Consider the following 16,977-nt stretch of genomic DNA (forward strand, 5'->3'; position numbering starts at 1 on the left):
AACATTTAGCCCTAATTGTCTTTATAGGATGTAGGAGTACGCATGGAGTTCAGTGTAAAAAGTGGTAGCCCCGAGAAACAGCGCAGTGCCTGTATCGTCGTTGGCGTCTTTGAACCACGCCGCCTCTCTCCAATTGCTGAACAACTGGATAAGATCAGTGAGGGTTACATCAGTTCCCTGCTGCGTCGTGGTGATCTGGAAGGAAAACCTGGCCAGATGCTGTTGCTTCACCATGTCCCGAATGTTCTTTCCGAGCGTGTTCTGCTCGTTGGCTGTGGTAAAGAGCGTGAACTGGATGAACGTCAGTACAAACAAATTATTAAGCAAACTATTAGCACGCTGAATGAAACCGGGTCAATGGAAGCCGTCTGCTTCCTGACTGAACTGCACGTTAAAGGCCGCGATACCTACTGGAAAGTCCGTCAGGCGGTTGAGACCACCAAAGACAGCCTCTACACCTTTAACCAGTTCAAGAGCACCAAGCCGGAAACCCGCCGCCCGCTGCGCAAGCTGGTGTTCAATGTGCCGACCCGCCGCGAACTGTCACTGGGTGAGCGTGCTATCAGCCATGGTCTGGCGATCGCTTCAGGTGTCCGCGCAGCGAAAGATCTGGGCAATATGCCGCCTAACGTGGCGAATCCAGCCTACCTGGCCTCCCAGGCCCGCCGACTGGCAGACGACTTCGACACCGTCAGCACCAAAATCATTGGCGAGCAGGAAATGAAAGAGCTGGGCATGACCTCGTATCTGGCCGTGGGCCAGGGCTCGAAAAATGAAGCCATGATGTCGATCATTGAGTACAAAGGCCATCCGGACCCGAATGCCAAGCCGCTGGTGCTGGTCGGTAAAGGGTTGACGTTTGACTCAGGCGGTATTTCCATCAAACCGTCAGCCAACATGGACGAAATGAAATACGACATGTGCGGCGCGGCAACCGTCTTCGGTGCCATGCGCTCCCTGGCGAAACTGAATCTGCCCATCAATGTGATCGGCGTGCTGGCAGGCTGTGAAAACATGCCGGGCGGCAATGCCTACCGTCCGGGTGACATTCTGACCACCATGTCAGGACAAACCGTGGAAGTGCTCAATACCGACGCCGAAGGCCGTCTGGTACTGTGTGACGCACTGACTTACGTTGAGCGCTTCGAGCCTGAGTGCGTGATTGACGTCGCCACCCTGACCGGCGCCTGTGTGGTCGCCCTGGGCAATCACATCAGCGGTCTGATGGCGAACCATAACCCGCTGGCCCATGAGCTGGTCAACGCCTCTGAACAGGCCGGTGACCGCGCATGGCGTCTGCCAATGAACGATGAATACCAGGAACAGCTGGCAAGTCCGTTTGCAGATCTGGCCAACATTGGTACACCGGGCGCGGGTACGATTACCGCGGGGTGCTTCCTGTCGCGCTTCACCAAGAAGTATAACTGGGCGCACCTGGATATCGCCGGGACGGCCTGGACAGGCGGCAAAAACAAAGGCGCCACCGGACGTCCGGTCCCTTTGCTGGTCCAGTTCCTGCTCAACCGGGCCGGGCTGGAAAACCTCGATTAACCATCATCGACAGAGGGGCCAGCCGGCCCCTTTTTCGGATAAGACATTATGAGCCATGCTACCTTTTATATCATTGACGACGCCGCACCGGAGGCGAGGCTGAAACTGGCCGGTCAGCAAGCAGCATGGTGGTATCAGCAAGGCCAGTCTGTGTTCCTGCTGGCGGAAACCCGTGCGCAGGCCGAATGGCTGGACGAATACCTCTGGCAGCAAGATCCCGACAACTTCGTGCCCCACAACCTGATTGGAGAAGGCCCCAGACAGGGTTCTCCGGTTGAAATCGGCTGGCCCGGCCTGCGACACAGCGGCCGCCGGGCAATCCTGATCAATCTCAGTCAGGATGCACCAAATTTTGCCGTGACCTTTGCACAAGTGGTAGACTTCGTGCCTTGCGATGAAAAACTCAAGCAGCAGGCCCGCGAACGCTATAAAGCGTACCGGTTGGCAGGCATTCAATTGCAGACCACACCTGCGCCTGAATCGCCCTAATTCCACCTAGATCCATCAAGAGCGCTATGGAAAAGACATACAACCCACAATCGATTGAACAAGCGCTGTACAAGCGCTGGGAAGAGGCAGGTTACTTCAAGCCTCACGGTGACACGACGAAAGATGCCTACAGCATCATGATCCCACCGCCAAACGTCACGGGCAGCCTGCACATGGGCCACGCGTTCCAGGATTCCATCATGGATACCCTGATCCGCTGTGAGCGCATGAAAGGTAAAAACACCCTGTGGCAGGTCGGTACTGACCACGCGGGTATCGCGACTCAGATGGTTGTGGAGCGTAAGATCGCCGCAGAAGAAGGCAAAACCAAGCACGATTACGGTCGTGATGCCTTCATCGACAAGATCTGGGAATGGAAAGGCGAATCCGGCGGCACCATTACCAAGCAGCTGCGCCGTCTGGGCGCCTCAGTTGACTGGGATCGCGAACGCTTCACCATGGATGAAGGCCTGTCGAACGCCGTGCGTGAAGTCTTCGTGCGCCTGTATGAAGACGATCTGATTTACCGCGGCAAACGCCTGGTTAACTGGGATCCGAAACTGCACACCGCGATTTCCGATCTGGAAGTTGAGAACAAAGACAAGAAGGGCCACATGTGGCACTTCCGCTACCCGCTGGCCGACGGTGTCAAAACCGCAGACGGGAAAGACTACATCGTGGTTGCGACCACCCGCCCGGAAACTGTGCTGGGTGATACCGGTGTGGCGGTGAACCCTGAAGATCCTCGCTACAAAGATCTGATTGGCCAGCACGTCCTGCTGCCGATCGTGAATCGTCGTATCCCGATCGTGGGTGACGAGCACGCCGACATGGAAAAAGGCACAGGTTGTGTCAAGATCACCCCGGCGCACGATTTTAACGACTATGAAGTCGGTAAACGTCACAGCCTGCCGATGATTAACATCCTGACCTTCGATGCCAACATCCGCAACGAAGCTGAAGTCTTTAACACCAATGGCGAACCCACAGATGCCTACAGCACCGACATTCCGGCGGCCTATCAGGGCATGGAACGTTTCGAAGCGCGTAAAGCCATCGTGGCCGAGTTCGATCAGCTGGGTCTGCTGGATGAAGTCAAAGATCACGACCTGACCGTCCCTTATGGCGACCGTGGCGGCGTGGTGATCGAACCGATGCTGACTGACCAGTGGTACGTGCGCACTGCCCCGCTGGCAGCCCCCGCCGTGAAAGCGGTTGAAGACGGCGATATCAAATTTGTGCCGAAGCAGTATGAGAACATGTACTTCTCCTGGATGCGTGACGTGCAGGACTGGTGTATTTCCCGTCAGCTGTGGTGGGGTCACCGCATCCCGGCCTGGTACGACAACGACAGCAAGGTCTATGTGGGCCGTACCGAAGAAGAAGTGCGTGAGAAGTACAGCCTGGCGCCTGTCGTGGTCCTGAAACAAGACAATGACGTGCTGGACACCTGGTTCTCCTCGGCTCTGTGGACCTTCGGCACCCAGGGCTGGCCTGAGCAGACGGACGCTCTGAAAGTCTTCCACCCGTCAGATGTGCTGGTAACCGGTTTCGACATCATCTTCTTCTGGGTTGCCCGCATGATCATGATGACCATGCACTTCTGCAAAGACGAAGACGGCAAAGCCCAGGTTCCGTTCAAAACCGTTTATGTCACCGGTCTGATCCGTGATGAGAACGGCGACAAGATGTCGAAATCGAAAGGCAACGTGCTGGACCCGATCGACATGATCGACGGGATTGATCTGGAGTCCCTGGTACAGAAACGGACCGGCAACATGATGCAGCCGCAACTGGCGGCGAAGATCGAAAAAAATACCCGCAAGACGTTCGAAAACGGCATTGAACCTTACGGCACCGATGCCCTGCGTTTCACCCTGGCAGCCATGGCGTCTACCGGCCGTGACATCAACTGGGACATGAAACGCCTGGAAGGTTACCGTAACTTCTGTAACAAGCTGTGGAACGCCAGCCGCTACGTACTGATGAACACTGAAGATCAGGATTGCGGTTTTGCCGACGGTGCCGAGCTGGAATACTCACTGGCAGACAAGTGGATCGAGTCGCAGTTCGAGCTGGCCGCGAAAGAGTTCAATGCCCACATTGACAATTTCCGTCTGGACATGGCCGCCAACACGATCTACGAGTTCATCTGGAACCAGTTCTGTGACTGGTATCTGGAGCTGACCAAGCCAGTTCTGTGGAAAGGCAGCGAAGCGCAGCAACGTGCAACCCGTCGTACTCTGATTACGGTGCTGGAGAAGACCCTGCGTCTGGCCCATCCGGTGATCCCGTACATCACGGAAACCATCTGGCAGAGCGTCAAGCCACTGGTGAAAGGTGTTGAAGGCGACACCATCATGACGCAGGCACTGCCTCAGTATGATGATGCAAACTTCAATGCGGATGCCCTGGCTGATATTGAGTGGGTGAAGCAATTCATCACCAGCATCCGTAACCTGCGTGCCGAGTACGACATCGCACCAAGCAAAGGCCTGGATGTGATGCTCAAAGCTGCTGACGACAAAGAGGCGGCCCGCCTGCAGCAAAACCAGGCCGTTCTGGTGGCGCTGGCGAAACTGGACAGCCTGCGTGTACTGGCAGACGGCGAAGCAACCCCAGCCTGCGCTACGGCGCTGGTCGGCAAGTCGACCCTGATGATCCCAATGGCCGGCCTGATCGACAAAGACGCCGAGCTGGCGCGTCTGGACAAAGAAATGGCCAAAACACAGGGTGAAATCAAGCGCATCGCGGGCAAACTGGGCAATGAAGGTTTCGTGGCCAAAGCCCCGGAAGCCGTCGTAGCCAAAGAGCGCGAGAAGCTGGAAGGTTACAAAGAAACCCTGATTAAACTGGAAGAGCAGAAAGCGACCATCGCGGCGCTGTAAGCGGTTTTCGGTTGACATCAAGACATCAAAAAGAGGCCGGATGGCCTCTTTTTTTATACCGTTTTCGGCATGCTGACGACGCTATAAATCCGCAGGAAAGTCTGCTGGGCACGTCACCCCGGGCTGGACATCAACAGCAATATTGACGCCCAAACCTCTCAGTTCAGTCATTTGTGAACAAGGCACAACAACCGCCCCGGTGAGATCTACCCTTCTTAAAACCTTGTCGATATCCCCTTTCTTCAGTTCAATCAGCGGGCTGATATCCCTCCCCTGAAAACCTTGCAAGAGAATCTGCTCCGCGAGTGTAAAACGGAGAAAAACAGACAAATCCGTTACCTCAGTATATGAAATATCGATTTCTCTTAAATTCATTGATTTTCGCAAAGGCGATAAATCTGAAATGTCAGTCTTCGATAGATTCAGCTTACGTAACCTCGTTAACCCAAACAGTTCTGAAATGTCCGTGATTGGGTTACCGGAAATATCCAAAATTAAGAGGTCCGGTTTATTGTCAAACCAATGAGGATCAAGCCGGGTGAGCCCTGAGTCCGCAATCACCAATCCGTACAAATCATATAAGTCAGAAATAAAACCCAGATCTGTGCTCTGTATATGACCGACATTGAGATATCTCAGGCCGGGGAACTTATCCAGAAGATAGCCATCAGTCAGTCCTGTGCCATAAAAATTCGCGGTATACAGCTCAGTCAGTTGAGGCAGAGCACTAAAGTCGGTCAACAACGGACTGTTCTTGAGGCTTAACTGCCCCAGTTTCAGGACAGTGAATGCCGTGAGATCCGTCATCACTGTCTGTTCAATAGCGAGACTACGCAGTTTGGGTAAGCTCGCTAAGGGGGTGACATCCGTGATCTGGTTTTGCGCCAACACGCCCAAATAAGTCAGATAGGTCAATTGTTCCATCCCATCCAACTGGCTGATCCCCGCGTAATCCGGACCGCATTCAAGACGCCTGATATCCTCTATATCGAGGACTTTCGAAGAGTGTGACTCAATACATTGGCGAAGTTGCGGATCGATAATTTTATCCAGTACAACATTGGGGTAAGGCTGTACCTCAATCGAAAAGATCTCTGAAGCGGTCAGTTCATCCCAATCGCTGACCGTGACTTCGAAGGTCAGAGTTTCAGCGAGCTCTCCATTGAGTTCAGGCAAGCTAATTCTGAAAGAGTTTCTGGATTGCTTCTCTGTGAATTTCGCTGCCGGCCCACTGAGCTGCCGTAAAGAATAAAAATGGATCCCACCTATCCCTGTGTCTTGAGCCTGCACCAACACATTGATTTGCGCCCTTTCATAACCATCACTGGAAGAAATTAACAGTATTTCAGGTGACGTACTGCGATAAAATCTCCGCGTTAGATTACTGTCCAGCTCTGTAATTCTGACATGATTGTGAGGCGAGCGGATAAAACTGTTTACCCCTCGATACAAAGCATTCAGTGTCTCAATATCATCTATTTGTCCGTTATCGGATAAGTCTTCAGACACCCGATCCAGCCAGTCGGTTAAACTCTGTGAATGTGTGTGCATGGCAACCATAGCCGCAGCCAGAGAGAGTGCATAATCAGACTCAGCACTGAAGCGCTCGATCTTGTTCCAGGGATCCATCAGGTTTACAGGTTCAGTGCCGACCACACTTGACCCACTCAATGCGTTTGTCACCTCTTGGTTTGCTTGTTCTACCGTGGTTTGAGTAAAGTGCTCCCCCAAGTTTTTGGCCCGGCGAAACGCCAGCTCAGTGAAGGGAGTGATATGAATCGATTGATCAGTGGCTTTCAGGTGGGTGACAGCATGTAAAGTTGACTCTAGCGGCACTGTCTTTCCCGTCGCTTCGCTGACGTACGTACCACCCGTCACCTCAGCGATGACCAATCCCTGATAAACATTGTTATTCCTGATCTGATACCAGCCATCCGATGTAGTAGTGGCTTCCCCGATGAGGGTACCGTCAACTTGGGTGATTTTGACCCTTGCCCCCTTAATGGGCCCTTTGAACGCCACACCGGAAATCACAGGAATCGGCAACACCCTGACATAGTAAGTTTGACTGACACTTAAGCCATCTATGTCAGTCACGGTTAACTCGAATGCCAGAGTCTGTTTTTTTACCGTGTCCGCTGCCTTGAAAAACATTGCCTCGGTGTGAGCACCTTCCATCAACACTGTCGGCCCCATCACCTGACGCCAGTGATAAAACAGTTGCCCTTTATCATCGGTGATGTCAGGTGCTATGCGCAGTTGATGATTTGCATAGACAGACAGCATGTCTAACGGGGCCACAACAGGATAAGTATTGCGATAATGTTGCGCCTTGTTCACCACCACTTTGTTCTGCGCTGAATCGAGGAAAGCATTGATCCCTTGATTTAACCGGGTGAGTTGCAGCTCATCATCAAGCTTGCTGTTGTCCGCAATATCCTGATTCAGTTCGAACATCAAGTGACTGAGTTTCATTTCCTCCGCTTCGGCGGCTTTCGTCATCCCGGCGATGACCAGCGCATAGTCGACTCTTCCGCCCGTTTCGCCCACGTTCGCTTCATCCAGCAGATCGACTGGCGCTTCGCTGACAATGTCCAGATCTAAAAGCATGGCTTTTGCCACCTTGCGGTTTGCTGCTGCGACAAACTCAGGCACTAAAAAAGGCAGCTCGCGCACAGCCATTTCCGTCAGTAACGTCACATTCATGACAGAGTCTTTCTCTGTCAGTACTTTCACGGAGCGGAGCGTTTCAGTCAGAGGCATTCGTATGCCCGTTGCTTCGTTAATGTAGTCCCCGCCGGTCGCATCAATCTGCACAACCCCACGATAAGACGCGTCCAGCGACAGGGTGTAAAAACCTTGATTATCGGTCACCGTACTGGCCAATTCTTTGCCATCGGCATCAAACGCGGTGACGGTCGCGTATGCAACCGGACCTTTAAATACCTGCCCGCTTACCCTGGTTGATGCATCTTCAACCGGCGGTTTATCCGATTTTTTATCACCACTGGTGCTGTCACTGCCTCCGCCGTTACAGGCAGTCAGAAAAATCACACTTGCAAGTAACACTATTTGTTTGATGTTTGAATATGTCAGCATCGCCATTTCCGTTTTATGACGCAATCCAATAAGAAAGCACAGTGATAAACCCTTATTCAGCAACAGGATAGTCAGCACGTCCCCTGCGTTATCAGGAGAAAGGCTTGGTATTTAAATATGCTACTGATTTATTAATATTCCGGAGGCGAAAGATACCTTGCATATACAATGCATTGCAATATCTGATTGATGCACCTGATTGAGTTTTGCGTTCTTATCTGAACACAAAGCGACCATCGCAGCGCTGTAAGCAGTTTCGGTTTACTCAGACAAAAAAAGCGACCGATCTCGGTCGCTTTTTTATGCCACAATTTTCAGCCGAATCTCCGGCCTGAATCGGATGAATACTATTTCAAGGCCTGAATCCGTTGCTCCAGTTCGGGGTGACTTTGCAGCCATTCTGGTAAATCGCTGTCGCCATAGTGTTCCATAAAACGGTTAAACATGGCGGCCATCGGTTCTGTGGTGCCATAGTTTTTCAACATCTGCTCGGCCGCAAACTGATCCGCTTCGCGCTCGGCATCCCTCGAGTAGCCGCTGGAGGCAACGAATACCCCCGTGCTGGTCAGCATATCCGCCATCCCAGAGCTGTCGCCGACTATCAGTGCGGTGGCCACAGAAATCAGCGCCGATTGCACTACAGATTCCATCACATGCTGATGATACACATGCCCGACCTCATGCAACAAAATACTGTCCAACTCGGCGGGTGTGGTGGCCATTTCCACCAGTGAGTCCAGCACGACCACAGTACCATCGCTCAGGGCAAAGGCATTCGGGCCATGGGGCCAGGTCCGAAACACGATGTTCAGCTCAAAAGGCAACGGCGGCAGGTTGTCCTGCAATAAAGCAAATCTGTCCTGGATCTGCCACTGCTCCTGAGCATTGAGCTGGGAAGGTGACAGCATGTGATCATCAAGCGTTTCCAGGACATGCTCACCCAGATAAACAGGCACAGCTTGCGGCAGTAAACGGGTGAGCATATGACCGGCGGCCGGAATACCGTAACGATAAGCGCCCAGACACAATACGGCGACCAGTGCAGCGCTGGCCACGATTGCCAGCCAGTTTCGCTCCAGCCGATGTACCCAGCGCTGCGGCTGAACCGTGTTGAGGCGAACCCACTCAACCAGCTCATGATCCTGAGCCGCTTTAAACTGCCAGCCATCAGCAAAATCAATGCTGGCGGGCAAGGCGCCCAAAGGCGGCGAGATCTGCAACTCGGCCACGGAAGTCATGACAACATGCTCGCCGCAGCGCAATGTCACCTGACCTGTCTGAGTACAGTCCAGCTCAGCTTCCCGCCGCTCAGAACTGAGCGGCGGGTGGCAGAAGCCTTTGATGATCATCCAATGCCTACTCCGACATCAAAGGCCTGAGCCACTTCGTCGGCAATGGCCGCACCGTCATCGAAGGCTTCACCCGTCACGTTAAGCAGAGACAAATCACCGATCACAGCCGTATTATCGGCCAGATAACGCTGGGTACGCACCATGGCCCAGGGGCGTGCCAGTCCCAGTGTCAGCAGTTGCATCAGGATATTCGACACAATCAGCCAGACAAACGCCGGGGTTCGCAGCGAAGAGGAAAAGCCATACTCTGGCTCACCGGCTGCTTTCAGCTGAGCAAAGGTGTAATTGCGGGTGCGGGCTTTGACAAATGCCGATACGGCAACCATCACCAGCAGCATACCTGTGTAGACGATAAATATTGCCAGGAAAGGCCAGAGTGCCCCGCCCTGCAGATTTGCAAACTGCCCGCTGGCAATGGATGACACCGCCCCCGCACCTGCCACCAGCACAAACAAGCCAATCAGTGCCACAAACAGCCCCAACCCGAGCAAAGCCGCCAGCACAGTGGTTTTCACAAAAAAACCTGTGCCTATCTCGGCGCTGAACTGACGATCACCATACTGGTAGCCATTGGCAAAATAGCGGGTGATCGTGGCCGTAACATTGGCAAAGACATACAGGTATGCCGCGACCGAAAGCAACGCAAACAGCCCGCCGACTAACATAGATTTATCAAACACTATGGCAGTGATCGCAAACAGGATCACCAGCGGGATCATGGAAACCAAACCACATCCCATCATGGCCCAATATGCCCCTTTCACCGAGCCGTTAAAGTTGAAACGTACATTGCGGTAGCTGCTCATGCGGGCATCAAAACGGGCATTATTGCGGGCTAGCAATGGATACACGCCAAAAAAAGCCAGCATCAGCACAAGGGCAAAAAGCGGCATAAAATTGCTGGCCGTAAACCACACCAGTACACAGGCAGAGGCAATGACACGGCCAATCAGGATCTGCTTCGGGGTCGCATGATAATCAAACCGATCCCCGGCCAGCTCAGTGTTCCCGTAAAAATATTTCTTGGTGCGGACTTTCGCCCAGGCAGAATAAATCCCAAGAGTGATGACAGAGAGCAGAATGTTCACGATCCAGATACCGAAAAATTCGCCTCCCTGACCGTGAAACCTAACCTTGTTTTCCATTGTTTTATCCTAAGTCTTCGCAAAAAATGTGAAAAAACCAGCCCATCGCTGGAAAAAGTGGTGCTTCAATATAAATCAAACAAATGCAACTGACAGCATAAAGTTGTTGCTCGCCGTTGAGTTCAGAAACAGCACTCTCAATCATAAAGCGACGATAAGTCATTATTCATGTTTATTTATATCAAGCCATAGAATCTAACTATTGATTGGATAGAATCAAACGCTTTTACTGATTGAATGGTAGCCCCCATACTGAGAACATCTACAGAGGGTTTGACTATGAAAAAGACACTCAGCTTTGCTGCCATTCACTTTACTGTTGCCTTCAGCATTGCCTATTTGCTGACGGGTGATGTGATCCTGGGCAGCCTGATCGCCATGATTGAGCCTATGGTCAATACAGTGGCTTTTTATTTTCACGAGAAAGCCTGGCAATGGCCGGCGCTGAAACAGTCCCGCTTTGGCAAACCTGCCAATAAAACCCTGAGTTTTGCGGTGATCCACTTCAGTGTGGCCTTCAGTGTGGCGTACTTGCTGAGTGGCAGCTGGATGGTCGGTGGCGTGATGGCTCTGATCGAACCGTCAATCAATACGCTGGCTTATCTGGCGCATGAAACGGTCTGGCAACGAAAAGAACAAAGCCGGCAAAAAGCCGCTTTCTCATCCTGCCCGCATCACTCGCTCATCCATTAACTTGCTCCCTGTTGACATAGTTGTGATTCGCAATTACATTTAGTTGCAAACCACAACAATATGGACAAATCAACATGGATGCCCAGACACTTCGTCAGTTATCCCGTCAGCTTGTGCGCCAGCTCGGCATGCTCGACAGCCAGTGCGGCAACATGGATCTCACCCCGGTTCAGGCCCATGCCCTGATTGAACTGGACGCGAATCCCTGCACAGTCAATGAGATGGCCGCCCTGCTCAATGTGGATAAATCCAACGCCAGCCGCACACTGGCGGTACTGAGCAACAGCGGGTTGATCGTCAGTCATCCGCACCCTGAGGATAAACGCAGCCAGATTGCCAGCCTGACCGCGGCAGGCCAGTCCAGACTGGCTGAACTGCACCAGAGGCTCAATCAGCAGGTCGATGGCTTTCTGGCGCAAATGGACATGGATGAAATCGAACAGCTGGGCAAAAGTCTGGAGCGATACCGCAAAGCCATGGTGATGGCGGGCAGACAGCAAAATTACGAGATACGTCCGCTGACGCCACTGGACAATGCATCGATTGCAGCCGTGATCCGAAAAGTCTCTGCTGAATACGGACTGACAGCAGACAAGGGCTATGGCGTGGCCGATCCCACCCTGGACAGCATGAGTGAGGTTTACCAGCCTGAAGGGCATGCTTACTGGGTGATTGAACACCGTCACCGGGTACTTGGGGGCGGCGGTATCGCCAGACTGGCAGGCGAAGAAAACATCTGCGAGCTGCAGAAAATGTATTTCCTGCCTGAGTTACGCGGCTTGGGACTGGCACGTAAGCTCGCGGTCAAAGCCCTGCGTTTTGCCCGGGAACACGGCTACCGGGCCTGCTATCTGGAAACCACAGCCAATCTGACAGAAGCCATCGCGCTGTATGCATCGTTAGGTTTTGAACACACCAAAGAACCTATGGGCAACACAGGGCACGACGCCTGTGAGATCCGGATGGTGAAGTGGTTTTGACCCTCGGCTATTTCGCAAATGACAGACAAGAAAAAAGCTGGCAAGCCAGCTTTTTCCTGAGCACTGAGGGGGATTAATCTTCGTCGTCTTCACCAGACTCGAAGTACGTTCCCCAGCCGTCGTAATCGATGTTGTACTTCTGCGCCAGCTCTACCAGCCTGAGTACCTGCTCATCGATCAGTTCTGCATCCAGAGCTGACTCCATCACTGCATCGAAGCAAACGACTGTACCGCCACCGTCTTCTTCATCCAGCTCCAGCTCTTCGGCATCCATCACTTCAAAGCCCATCTTGAAGGCTTCAGCAGCGGCACCTTCCAGCTGAGCAAATGAATCAGCAGAAAAATGGTGTTCAATCGAATACAGCGCATCCGGATCACTGCCATCTTCCAGCAGGGACTCAATGATCTCGCGAGTCTCTTCCTTCTGCTCTTCAATCAATTCTGCGTAAGACATAAGGTCTCTCCAAATAGGGGCACCAGCCACACTAGTATGTATGAAATTGGCCGCCAATATGGCACGGATCCCCGCGAATTTCCATCCTCAGTCACGATTTCCCGCCCCATTCTCTGTTCAGCGAAAGTCACAATACTGCTTCTCTCATTCAGAAGGCGATTTTTCCCGCATTTACTTACGGCTTTACGATTGACACAGGTATATATAATTTCATATTTTATGGGTAATTATTCATAAAGCATCAATTTTCATACATAACGCAGCGATCAGTGTTCGCTGAAGTCATGAACACGAGGACGAGATATGGCATTTAATCTGCGCAACCGGAATTTTCTCAAGCTGCTGGATTTCACCCCGCGCGAAATCGGGCACCTGTTGTCGCTTTCCGCAGAACTGAAAAAAGCCAAATACGGCGGTTATGAACAGCCGCGCCTGAGCGGTAAGAACATCGCCCTGATTTTCGAAAAGTCCTCAACCCGTACCCGTTGTGCCTTTGAAGTCGCCGCCTTTGATCAGGGTGCCCGTGTGTCTTATTTAGGCCCGTCCGGCAGTCAGATCGGCCACAAAGAATCCATGAAAGACACGGCGCGTGTCCTTGGCCGGATGTACGACGGTATCCAGTACCGGGGTTTCGGTCAGTCTGTGGTTGAAGAGCTGGGGCAATATGCTGGTGTGCCAGTCTGGAACGGTCTGACCGATGAATTCCATCCCACTCAGATTCTGGCCGATTTTCTGACCATGCAGGAACACTGCCCGGACAAACAGCTGCAGGACATCAAATTTGCCTATCTGGGTGATGCCCGTAACAACATGGGCAATTCCCTGATGGTCGGCGCGGCCAAAATGGGCATGGACATCCGGCTGGTTGCCCCAAAAGACTACTGGCCGGAAGCCGATCTGGTCACCCAGTGTCTGGCGATTGCCAGTGAGACAGGTGCCCGTATTACCCTGACTGAGTCGGTGCAGGAAGGTGTGCAAGGCTGTGATTATCTGTATACCGACGTCTGGGTTTCAATGGGTGAAGCACAATCGGCCTGGGACGAGCGGGTCAAAACCATGCTGCCGTATCAGGTGAACGCCTCAACACTCAAGGCAACCGGCAATCCCAATGTGAAATTCATGCACTGCCTGCCTGCGTTTCACAATGATGAAACCACAATAGGTAAAGAGGTGGCCGAAAAGTACGGTCTGTCTGGCCTGGAAGTGACCGAAGAGGTCTTCGAGTCAGCCCACTCTATCGTTTTCGATCAGGCCGAAAACCGAATGCACACCATTAAAGCCGTGATGGTCGCGACTTTAGGTCAATAGCACTGACATATGCGTAACCGACAGGGCCAGATTCGGTACAGGCAAACGCTTGCGCCATAGAGAAATGGCGGTATAATCCTCCGCAATTTGTCTAGCGAGTACCAAAAATGGCCCAATCCGCGATCACAGTTGTGCAGCGACGCCGCCGGTTAACGGTGTGCCGTGCCGTTTTTGTTACTCCGGATCGTCATCCGAAAGCCTCCTGATCTCAGGGGGCTTTTTTTACCCGTACGATAGCCAAGACAGACCCAAAGCCACCTGATCCAGACCAAAAGAGGGAAGAGCGCCATGGCGAATTCGCTATATCATAAGCACATTATTTCCATCCCCGAGCTTAGCCGCAGCGAACTCGAGCTGATCGTAGCTACCGCGGCCCAGCTGAAGCAACAGCCAAATCCTGAGCTGCTCAAGCACAAAGTGATTGCCAGCTGTTTCTTTGAGCCATCTACCCGTACCCGCCTTTCGTTTGAAACGGCGATTCAGCGTTTAGGCGGCAGCGTGATTGGTTTCGATAATGGCGGTAATACCTCACTGGCGAAAAAAGGCGAAACCCTGATCGACTCGGTTCAGGTCATTACCTCTTACGTGGATGCGTTCGTGATGCGCCATCCGCAAGAAGGGGCCGCCCGTCTGGCGTCAGAGTTCTCTGGCAAAGTGCCGGTGATCAATGCCGGTGACGGTGCCAACCAGCACCCGACCCAAACCCTGCTGGATTTGTTCAGTATCGCCGAAACCCAGGGCCGCCTGGACAATCTCAATGTCGCCTTTGTGGGCGATCTGAAATACGGCCGGACGGTGCACTCACTGACGCAGGCGCTGTCGAAGTTCAACAACATCCGTTTTTATTTCATCGCCCCGGAAGCGCTGGCGATGCCCGATTACATCTGCGAAGAGCTGGATGAGGCCGGTATTGCGTACAGCCTGCACACCCAGATGGAAGAAGTGATCCCCGAGCTGGACGTGCTGTATATGACCCGGGTGCAAAAAGAGCGCTTTGATGAATCCGAATATGCGCACATGAAAGCGGCTTATATCCTGAGTGCTGACATGCTGGCCCATGCCCGTGAAAACCTCAAAGTACTGCACCCGCTGCCACGGGTGGATGAAATCACCACGGATGTCGATAAAACCCCGCATGCCTATTATTTCCAGCAGGCGGAAAATGGCGTCTATGCCCGGCAGGCACTGCTGGCACTGGTCCTCAATCAAGACATTTAAGCAGGAGAATATCACATGACAAAAGAGTCCCAACTTCAGGTTGAAGCCATTAAGAACGGTACTGTCATTGACCACATCCCTGCCAATGTCGGGATTAAAGTGCTGCGTTTGTTCCAACTGCATCAGGCCGAAGAAAAAGTCACGATTGGCCTCAATCTGCCTTCCTCGGTACAGGGCACCAAAGATTTGATCAAAATCGAAAATGTGTTCCTCAATGAGGAGCTGGCTAACCAGCTGGCGCTCTACGCCCCCAAGGCGACAGTGAACCAGATAGAAGACTATAAAGTAGTGAAGAAGCTGACCCTGTCGCTGCCGTCACAGATCAACGCCGTCTTTAAGTGCCCGAATTCAAACTGCATTACTCACAATGAGCCGGTGGACAGCAGCTTTAAAGTGGTGACCAAACATGATGAAGTCCGCCTGAAGTGCAAGTACTGTGAAAAAGTATTCGCGCGCGACATCGTGACCGATTACCACTGATTTTCCGGCATTCATGCCTGAAAAACCGCTTGTGACAAAAATAAGAAAGCCGACTCAGCCCTGAGCCGGCTTTCACGTTTTTCCCCTTTTACGGCCTCCGTTCCGCCATTCTCAGTTCGACAACATACTTTCCCGCACCCCGTCTCTAGACTCAGGAAAAGTGCCACTTTTGGCCTCTTTGACAGCCAGAGTGCCGCTTAATGTCAAAATCCGTACCGAACGGATATCGACCCGTTCTGTAAAAGAAAGTGTGACCAACAACGAGAACATAGCATGAATATCTGTGCGCAGTTTTGTCATCGTTATCTCTGGCCTTTTGTCCCCGTCCGGCCTGCCATTCTGGCCGGTTTGATCCTGTCCGGTTGCGTGACGACAAACGGGGACGTCTTTGATGCACCGGAACATCTGGCCAACCAGCAGGTTGTGATCGGCGTGCCCATTTTGCTGGGCGGATTTGGCTCAGCCGTGCCTGTCACCCCGCATTTGCAGGTGACGGCCAAGCATGTGGCACGTTATTCCTGGAACCGGGATGTGATTTATCACCCGCTGTGCGATCTGGCATTGATCCGCACCGATTCTGCTCAGGTACCGACCTGGGGGTTAATTTTTCCGGATCAGCCCGTGGTCCATCAGGGCCACTCTCTGCTCGGAACCAGCATTGAAGGGAAAGGCAAGTACCTGCAGGATGTTATAGACACCAATAACAATTGCCTGTATTCACTGAGTGATGCGCCGGTCATGTCAGGGATGAGCGGCGGCCCTGTGTTCAATGACGCCGGGGAAATTGTCGGGATTACAGTCGCCATTGTCGATAACCCGGAAGATCTCGCTAACCTGCGCCCGGCCGCACGATACAGCCAGTTTGTCCCTGCCACGCTGATTTTTGACTGGCTGCAGGAACTGGGCATACGGCCTGTCTCTGCCAGTCCGGCGCTGGCCAGCGCCCAGGTCTCGCCTTATGTTAATCGCCTCAACCGCAGTACAAAGGTGCCCGATTCACTGGGGCTGCCCGAGCAGAACCCCGGCAGCAATGGCCTGGCCCCCCTTAACACCCCTCACAATGCAGCGGCCGCCTCCCCGCTCACCAGCTATGCTACGCCAGTGTCCGGCTCATTCCCGCCGTCGGATGAAAACAGTCATCATGTCGCCCTGCAGCACAGTAGAACGACTATCTATCAGGAAGAAAAAACCGATACCAGCCGCTCGCCGGCCGAGGTCATCCAAAACCTGAGCAATGATCCCACGTTCCGCTAGCAAACCTTTTGACCTGTTCGTCAAGGCATTGCACACTAGAGGCCGTAAGCATTTCTGTTGAAGCCA

The 16,977-nt window shown here is 52.8% G+C and carries 13 protein-coding genes; 9 read left to right on the forward strand and 4 right to left on the reverse strand.

Annotated features, from left to right (window positions below):
- The first annotated feature begins 42 nt into the window (after positions 1-42).
- The 3 genes from pepA to P4S53_RS21855 are packed head-to-tail and all read left to right on the forward strand — an operon-like array spanning position 43 to position 4,928.
- Positions 43-1,551 (forward strand): leucyl aminopeptidase, encoded by a 1,509-nt coding sequence (gene pepA / locus P4S53_RS21845; RefSeq protein WP_120511720.1) that lies wholly within the window; start codon positions 43-45, stop codon positions 1,549-1,551.
- Between the two features lie 48 nt (positions 1,552-1,599).
- A complete protein-coding gene (locus tag P4S53_RS21850; RefSeq protein ID WP_337114355.1) occupies positions 1,600-2,040 on the forward strand; it encodes a DNA polymerase III subunit chi in 441 nt (146 codons plus the stop codon).
- Between the two features lie 26 nt (positions 2,041-2,066).
- Complete coding sequence (locus P4S53_RS21855) at positions 2,067-4,928, forward strand: valine--tRNA ligase (protein ID WP_337114356.1); 2,862 nt, start codon at positions 2,067-2,069, stop codon at positions 4,926-4,928.
- Positions 4,929-5,009: 81 nt separating this feature from the next.
- On the opposite strand, the gene P4S53_RS21860 is transcribed toward P4S53_RS21855, so the two are convergent.
- The 3 genes from P4S53_RS21860 to P4S53_RS21870 form a co-directional block, all read right to left on the reverse strand.
- A complete protein-coding gene (locus tag P4S53_RS21860; RefSeq protein ID WP_337114357.1) occupies positions 5,010-8,027 on the reverse strand; it encodes a leucine-rich repeat domain-containing protein in 3,018 nt (1,005 codons plus the stop codon).
- 347 nt (positions 8,028-8,374) lie between these two features.
- Positions 8,375-9,376, reverse strand: a complete 1,002-nt coding sequence (locus tag P4S53_RS21865; RefSeq protein ID WP_337114358.1) for a M48 family metallopeptidase — start codon at positions 9,374-9,376, stop codon at positions 8,375-8,377.
- Positions 9,373-10,524, reverse strand: a complete 1,152-nt coding sequence (locus P4S53_RS21870; protein WP_337114359.1) for a YjgN family protein — start codon at positions 10,522-10,524, stop codon at positions 9,373-9,375. The genes P4S53_RS21865 and P4S53_RS21870 overlap by 4 nt, the downstream gene beginning before the upstream one ends.
- A gap of 279 nt (positions 10,525-10,803) precedes the next feature.
- Here P4S53_RS21870 and P4S53_RS21875 point away from each other — a divergent pair, with 279 nt between their 5' ends.
- On the forward strand, positions 10,804-11,217 hold the full coding sequence (locus P4S53_RS21875) for a DUF2061 domain-containing protein (protein WP_337114360.1): 414 nt from the start codon (positions 10,804-10,806) through the stop codon (positions 11,215-11,217).
- A gap of 74 nt (positions 11,218-11,291) precedes the next feature.
- Positions 11,292-12,197, forward strand: coding sequence for a bifunctional helix-turn-helix transcriptional regulator/GNAT family N-acetyltransferase (locus tag P4S53_RS21880; protein ID WP_337114361.1), 906 nt, complete (start codon positions 11,292-11,294; stop codon positions 12,195-12,197).
- Positions 12,198-12,270: 73 nt separating this feature from the next.
- Here P4S53_RS21880 and rraB read toward each other — a convergent pair whose 3' ends face one another.
- The gene (rraB, locus tag P4S53_RS21885) at positions 12,271-12,651 is read right to left on the reverse strand and encodes a ribonuclease E inhibitor RraB (protein WP_337114362.1); all 381 of its coding nucleotides are present in this window, start codon (positions 12,649-12,651) and stop codon (positions 12,271-12,273) included.
- Between the two features lie 303 nt (positions 12,652-12,954).
- Here rraB and argF point away from each other — a divergent pair, with 303 nt between their 5' ends.
- From argF to P4S53_RS21905, 4 genes are all read left to right on the forward strand, one after another.
- Positions 12,955-13,959, forward strand: a complete 1,005-nt coding sequence (gene argF / locus P4S53_RS21890) for an ornithine carbamoyltransferase (RefSeq protein WP_337114363.1) — start codon at positions 12,955-12,957, stop codon at positions 13,957-13,959.
- Positions 13,960-14,247: 288 nt separating this feature from the next.
- Positions 14,248-15,177 carry an aspartate carbamoyltransferase gene (pyrB, locus tag P4S53_RS21895; RefSeq protein ID WP_337114364.1) on the forward strand — a complete coding sequence of 310 codons (930 nt, stop codon included), beginning with the start codon at positions 14,248-14,250 and terminating at the stop codon, positions 15,175-15,177.
- Positions 15,178-15,192: 15 nt separating this feature from the next.
- Positions 15,193-15,657, forward strand: a complete 465-nt coding sequence (pyrI, locus tag P4S53_RS21900) for an aspartate carbamoyltransferase regulatory subunit (protein WP_337114365.1) — start codon at positions 15,193-15,195, stop codon at positions 15,655-15,657.
- A gap of 273 nt (positions 15,658-15,930) precedes the next feature.
- Complete coding sequence (locus P4S53_RS21905; RefSeq protein ID WP_337114366.1) at positions 15,931-16,911, forward strand: trypsin-like peptidase domain-containing protein; 981 nt, start codon at positions 15,931-15,933, stop codon at positions 16,909-16,911.
- Positions 16,912-16,977 lie beyond the last annotated feature (66 nt).

It is taken from the genome of Photobacterium sp. Hal280 (assembly GCF_037162255.1).
Taxonomy (GTDB): domain Bacteria; phylum Pseudomonadota; class Gammaproteobacteria; order Enterobacterales; family Vibrionaceae; genus Photobacterium.

Excerpts from the sequence above, each read along its gene's own strand:
- pepA (WP_120511720.1), top strand. The coding sequence starts at position 43 with ATGGAGTTCAGTGTAAAAAGTGGTAGCCCCGAGAAACAGCGCAGTGCC.
- P4S53_RS21850 (WP_337114355.1), top strand. The coding sequence starts at position 1,600 with ATGAGCCATGCTACCTTTTATATCATTGACGACGCCGCACCGGAGGCG.
- P4S53_RS21855 (WP_337114356.1), top strand. The coding sequence starts at position 2,067 with ATGGAAAAGACATACAACCCACAATCGATTGAACAAGCGCTGTACAAG.
- P4S53_RS21860 (WP_337114357.1), bottom strand. The coding sequence starts at position 8,027 with ATGCTGACATATTCAAACATCAAACAAATAGTGTTACTTGCAAGTGTG.
- P4S53_RS21865 (WP_337114358.1), bottom strand. The coding sequence starts at position 9,376 with ATGATCATCAAAGGCTTCTGCCACCCGCCGCTCAGTTCTGAGCGGCGG.
- P4S53_RS21870 (WP_337114359.1), bottom strand. The coding sequence starts at position 10,524 with ATGGAAAACAAGGTTAGGTTTCACGGTCAGGGAGGCGAATTTTTCGGT.
- P4S53_RS21875 (WP_337114360.1), top strand. The coding sequence starts at position 10,804 with ATGAAAAAGACACTCAGCTTTGCTGCCATTCACTTTACTGTTGCCTTC.
- P4S53_RS21880 (WP_337114361.1), top strand. The coding sequence starts at position 11,292 with ATGGATGCCCAGACACTTCGTCAGTTATCCCGTCAGCTTGTGCGCCAG.
- rraB (WP_337114362.1), bottom strand. The coding sequence starts at position 12,651 with ATGTCTTACGCAGAATTGATTGAAGAGCAGAAGGAAGAGACTCGCGAG.
- argF (WP_337114363.1), top strand. The coding sequence starts at position 12,955 with ATGGCATTTAATCTGCGCAACCGGAATTTTCTCAAGCTGCTGGATTTC.
- pyrB (WP_337114364.1), top strand. The coding sequence starts at position 14,248 with ATGGCGAATTCGCTATATCATAAGCACATTATTTCCATCCCCGAGCTT.
- pyrI (WP_337114365.1), top strand. The coding sequence starts at position 15,193 with ATGACAAAAGAGTCCCAACTTCAGGTTGAAGCCATTAAGAACGGTACT.
- P4S53_RS21905 (WP_337114366.1), top strand. The coding sequence starts at position 15,931 with ATGAATATCTGTGCGCAGTTTTGTCATCGTTATCTCTGGCCTTTTGTC.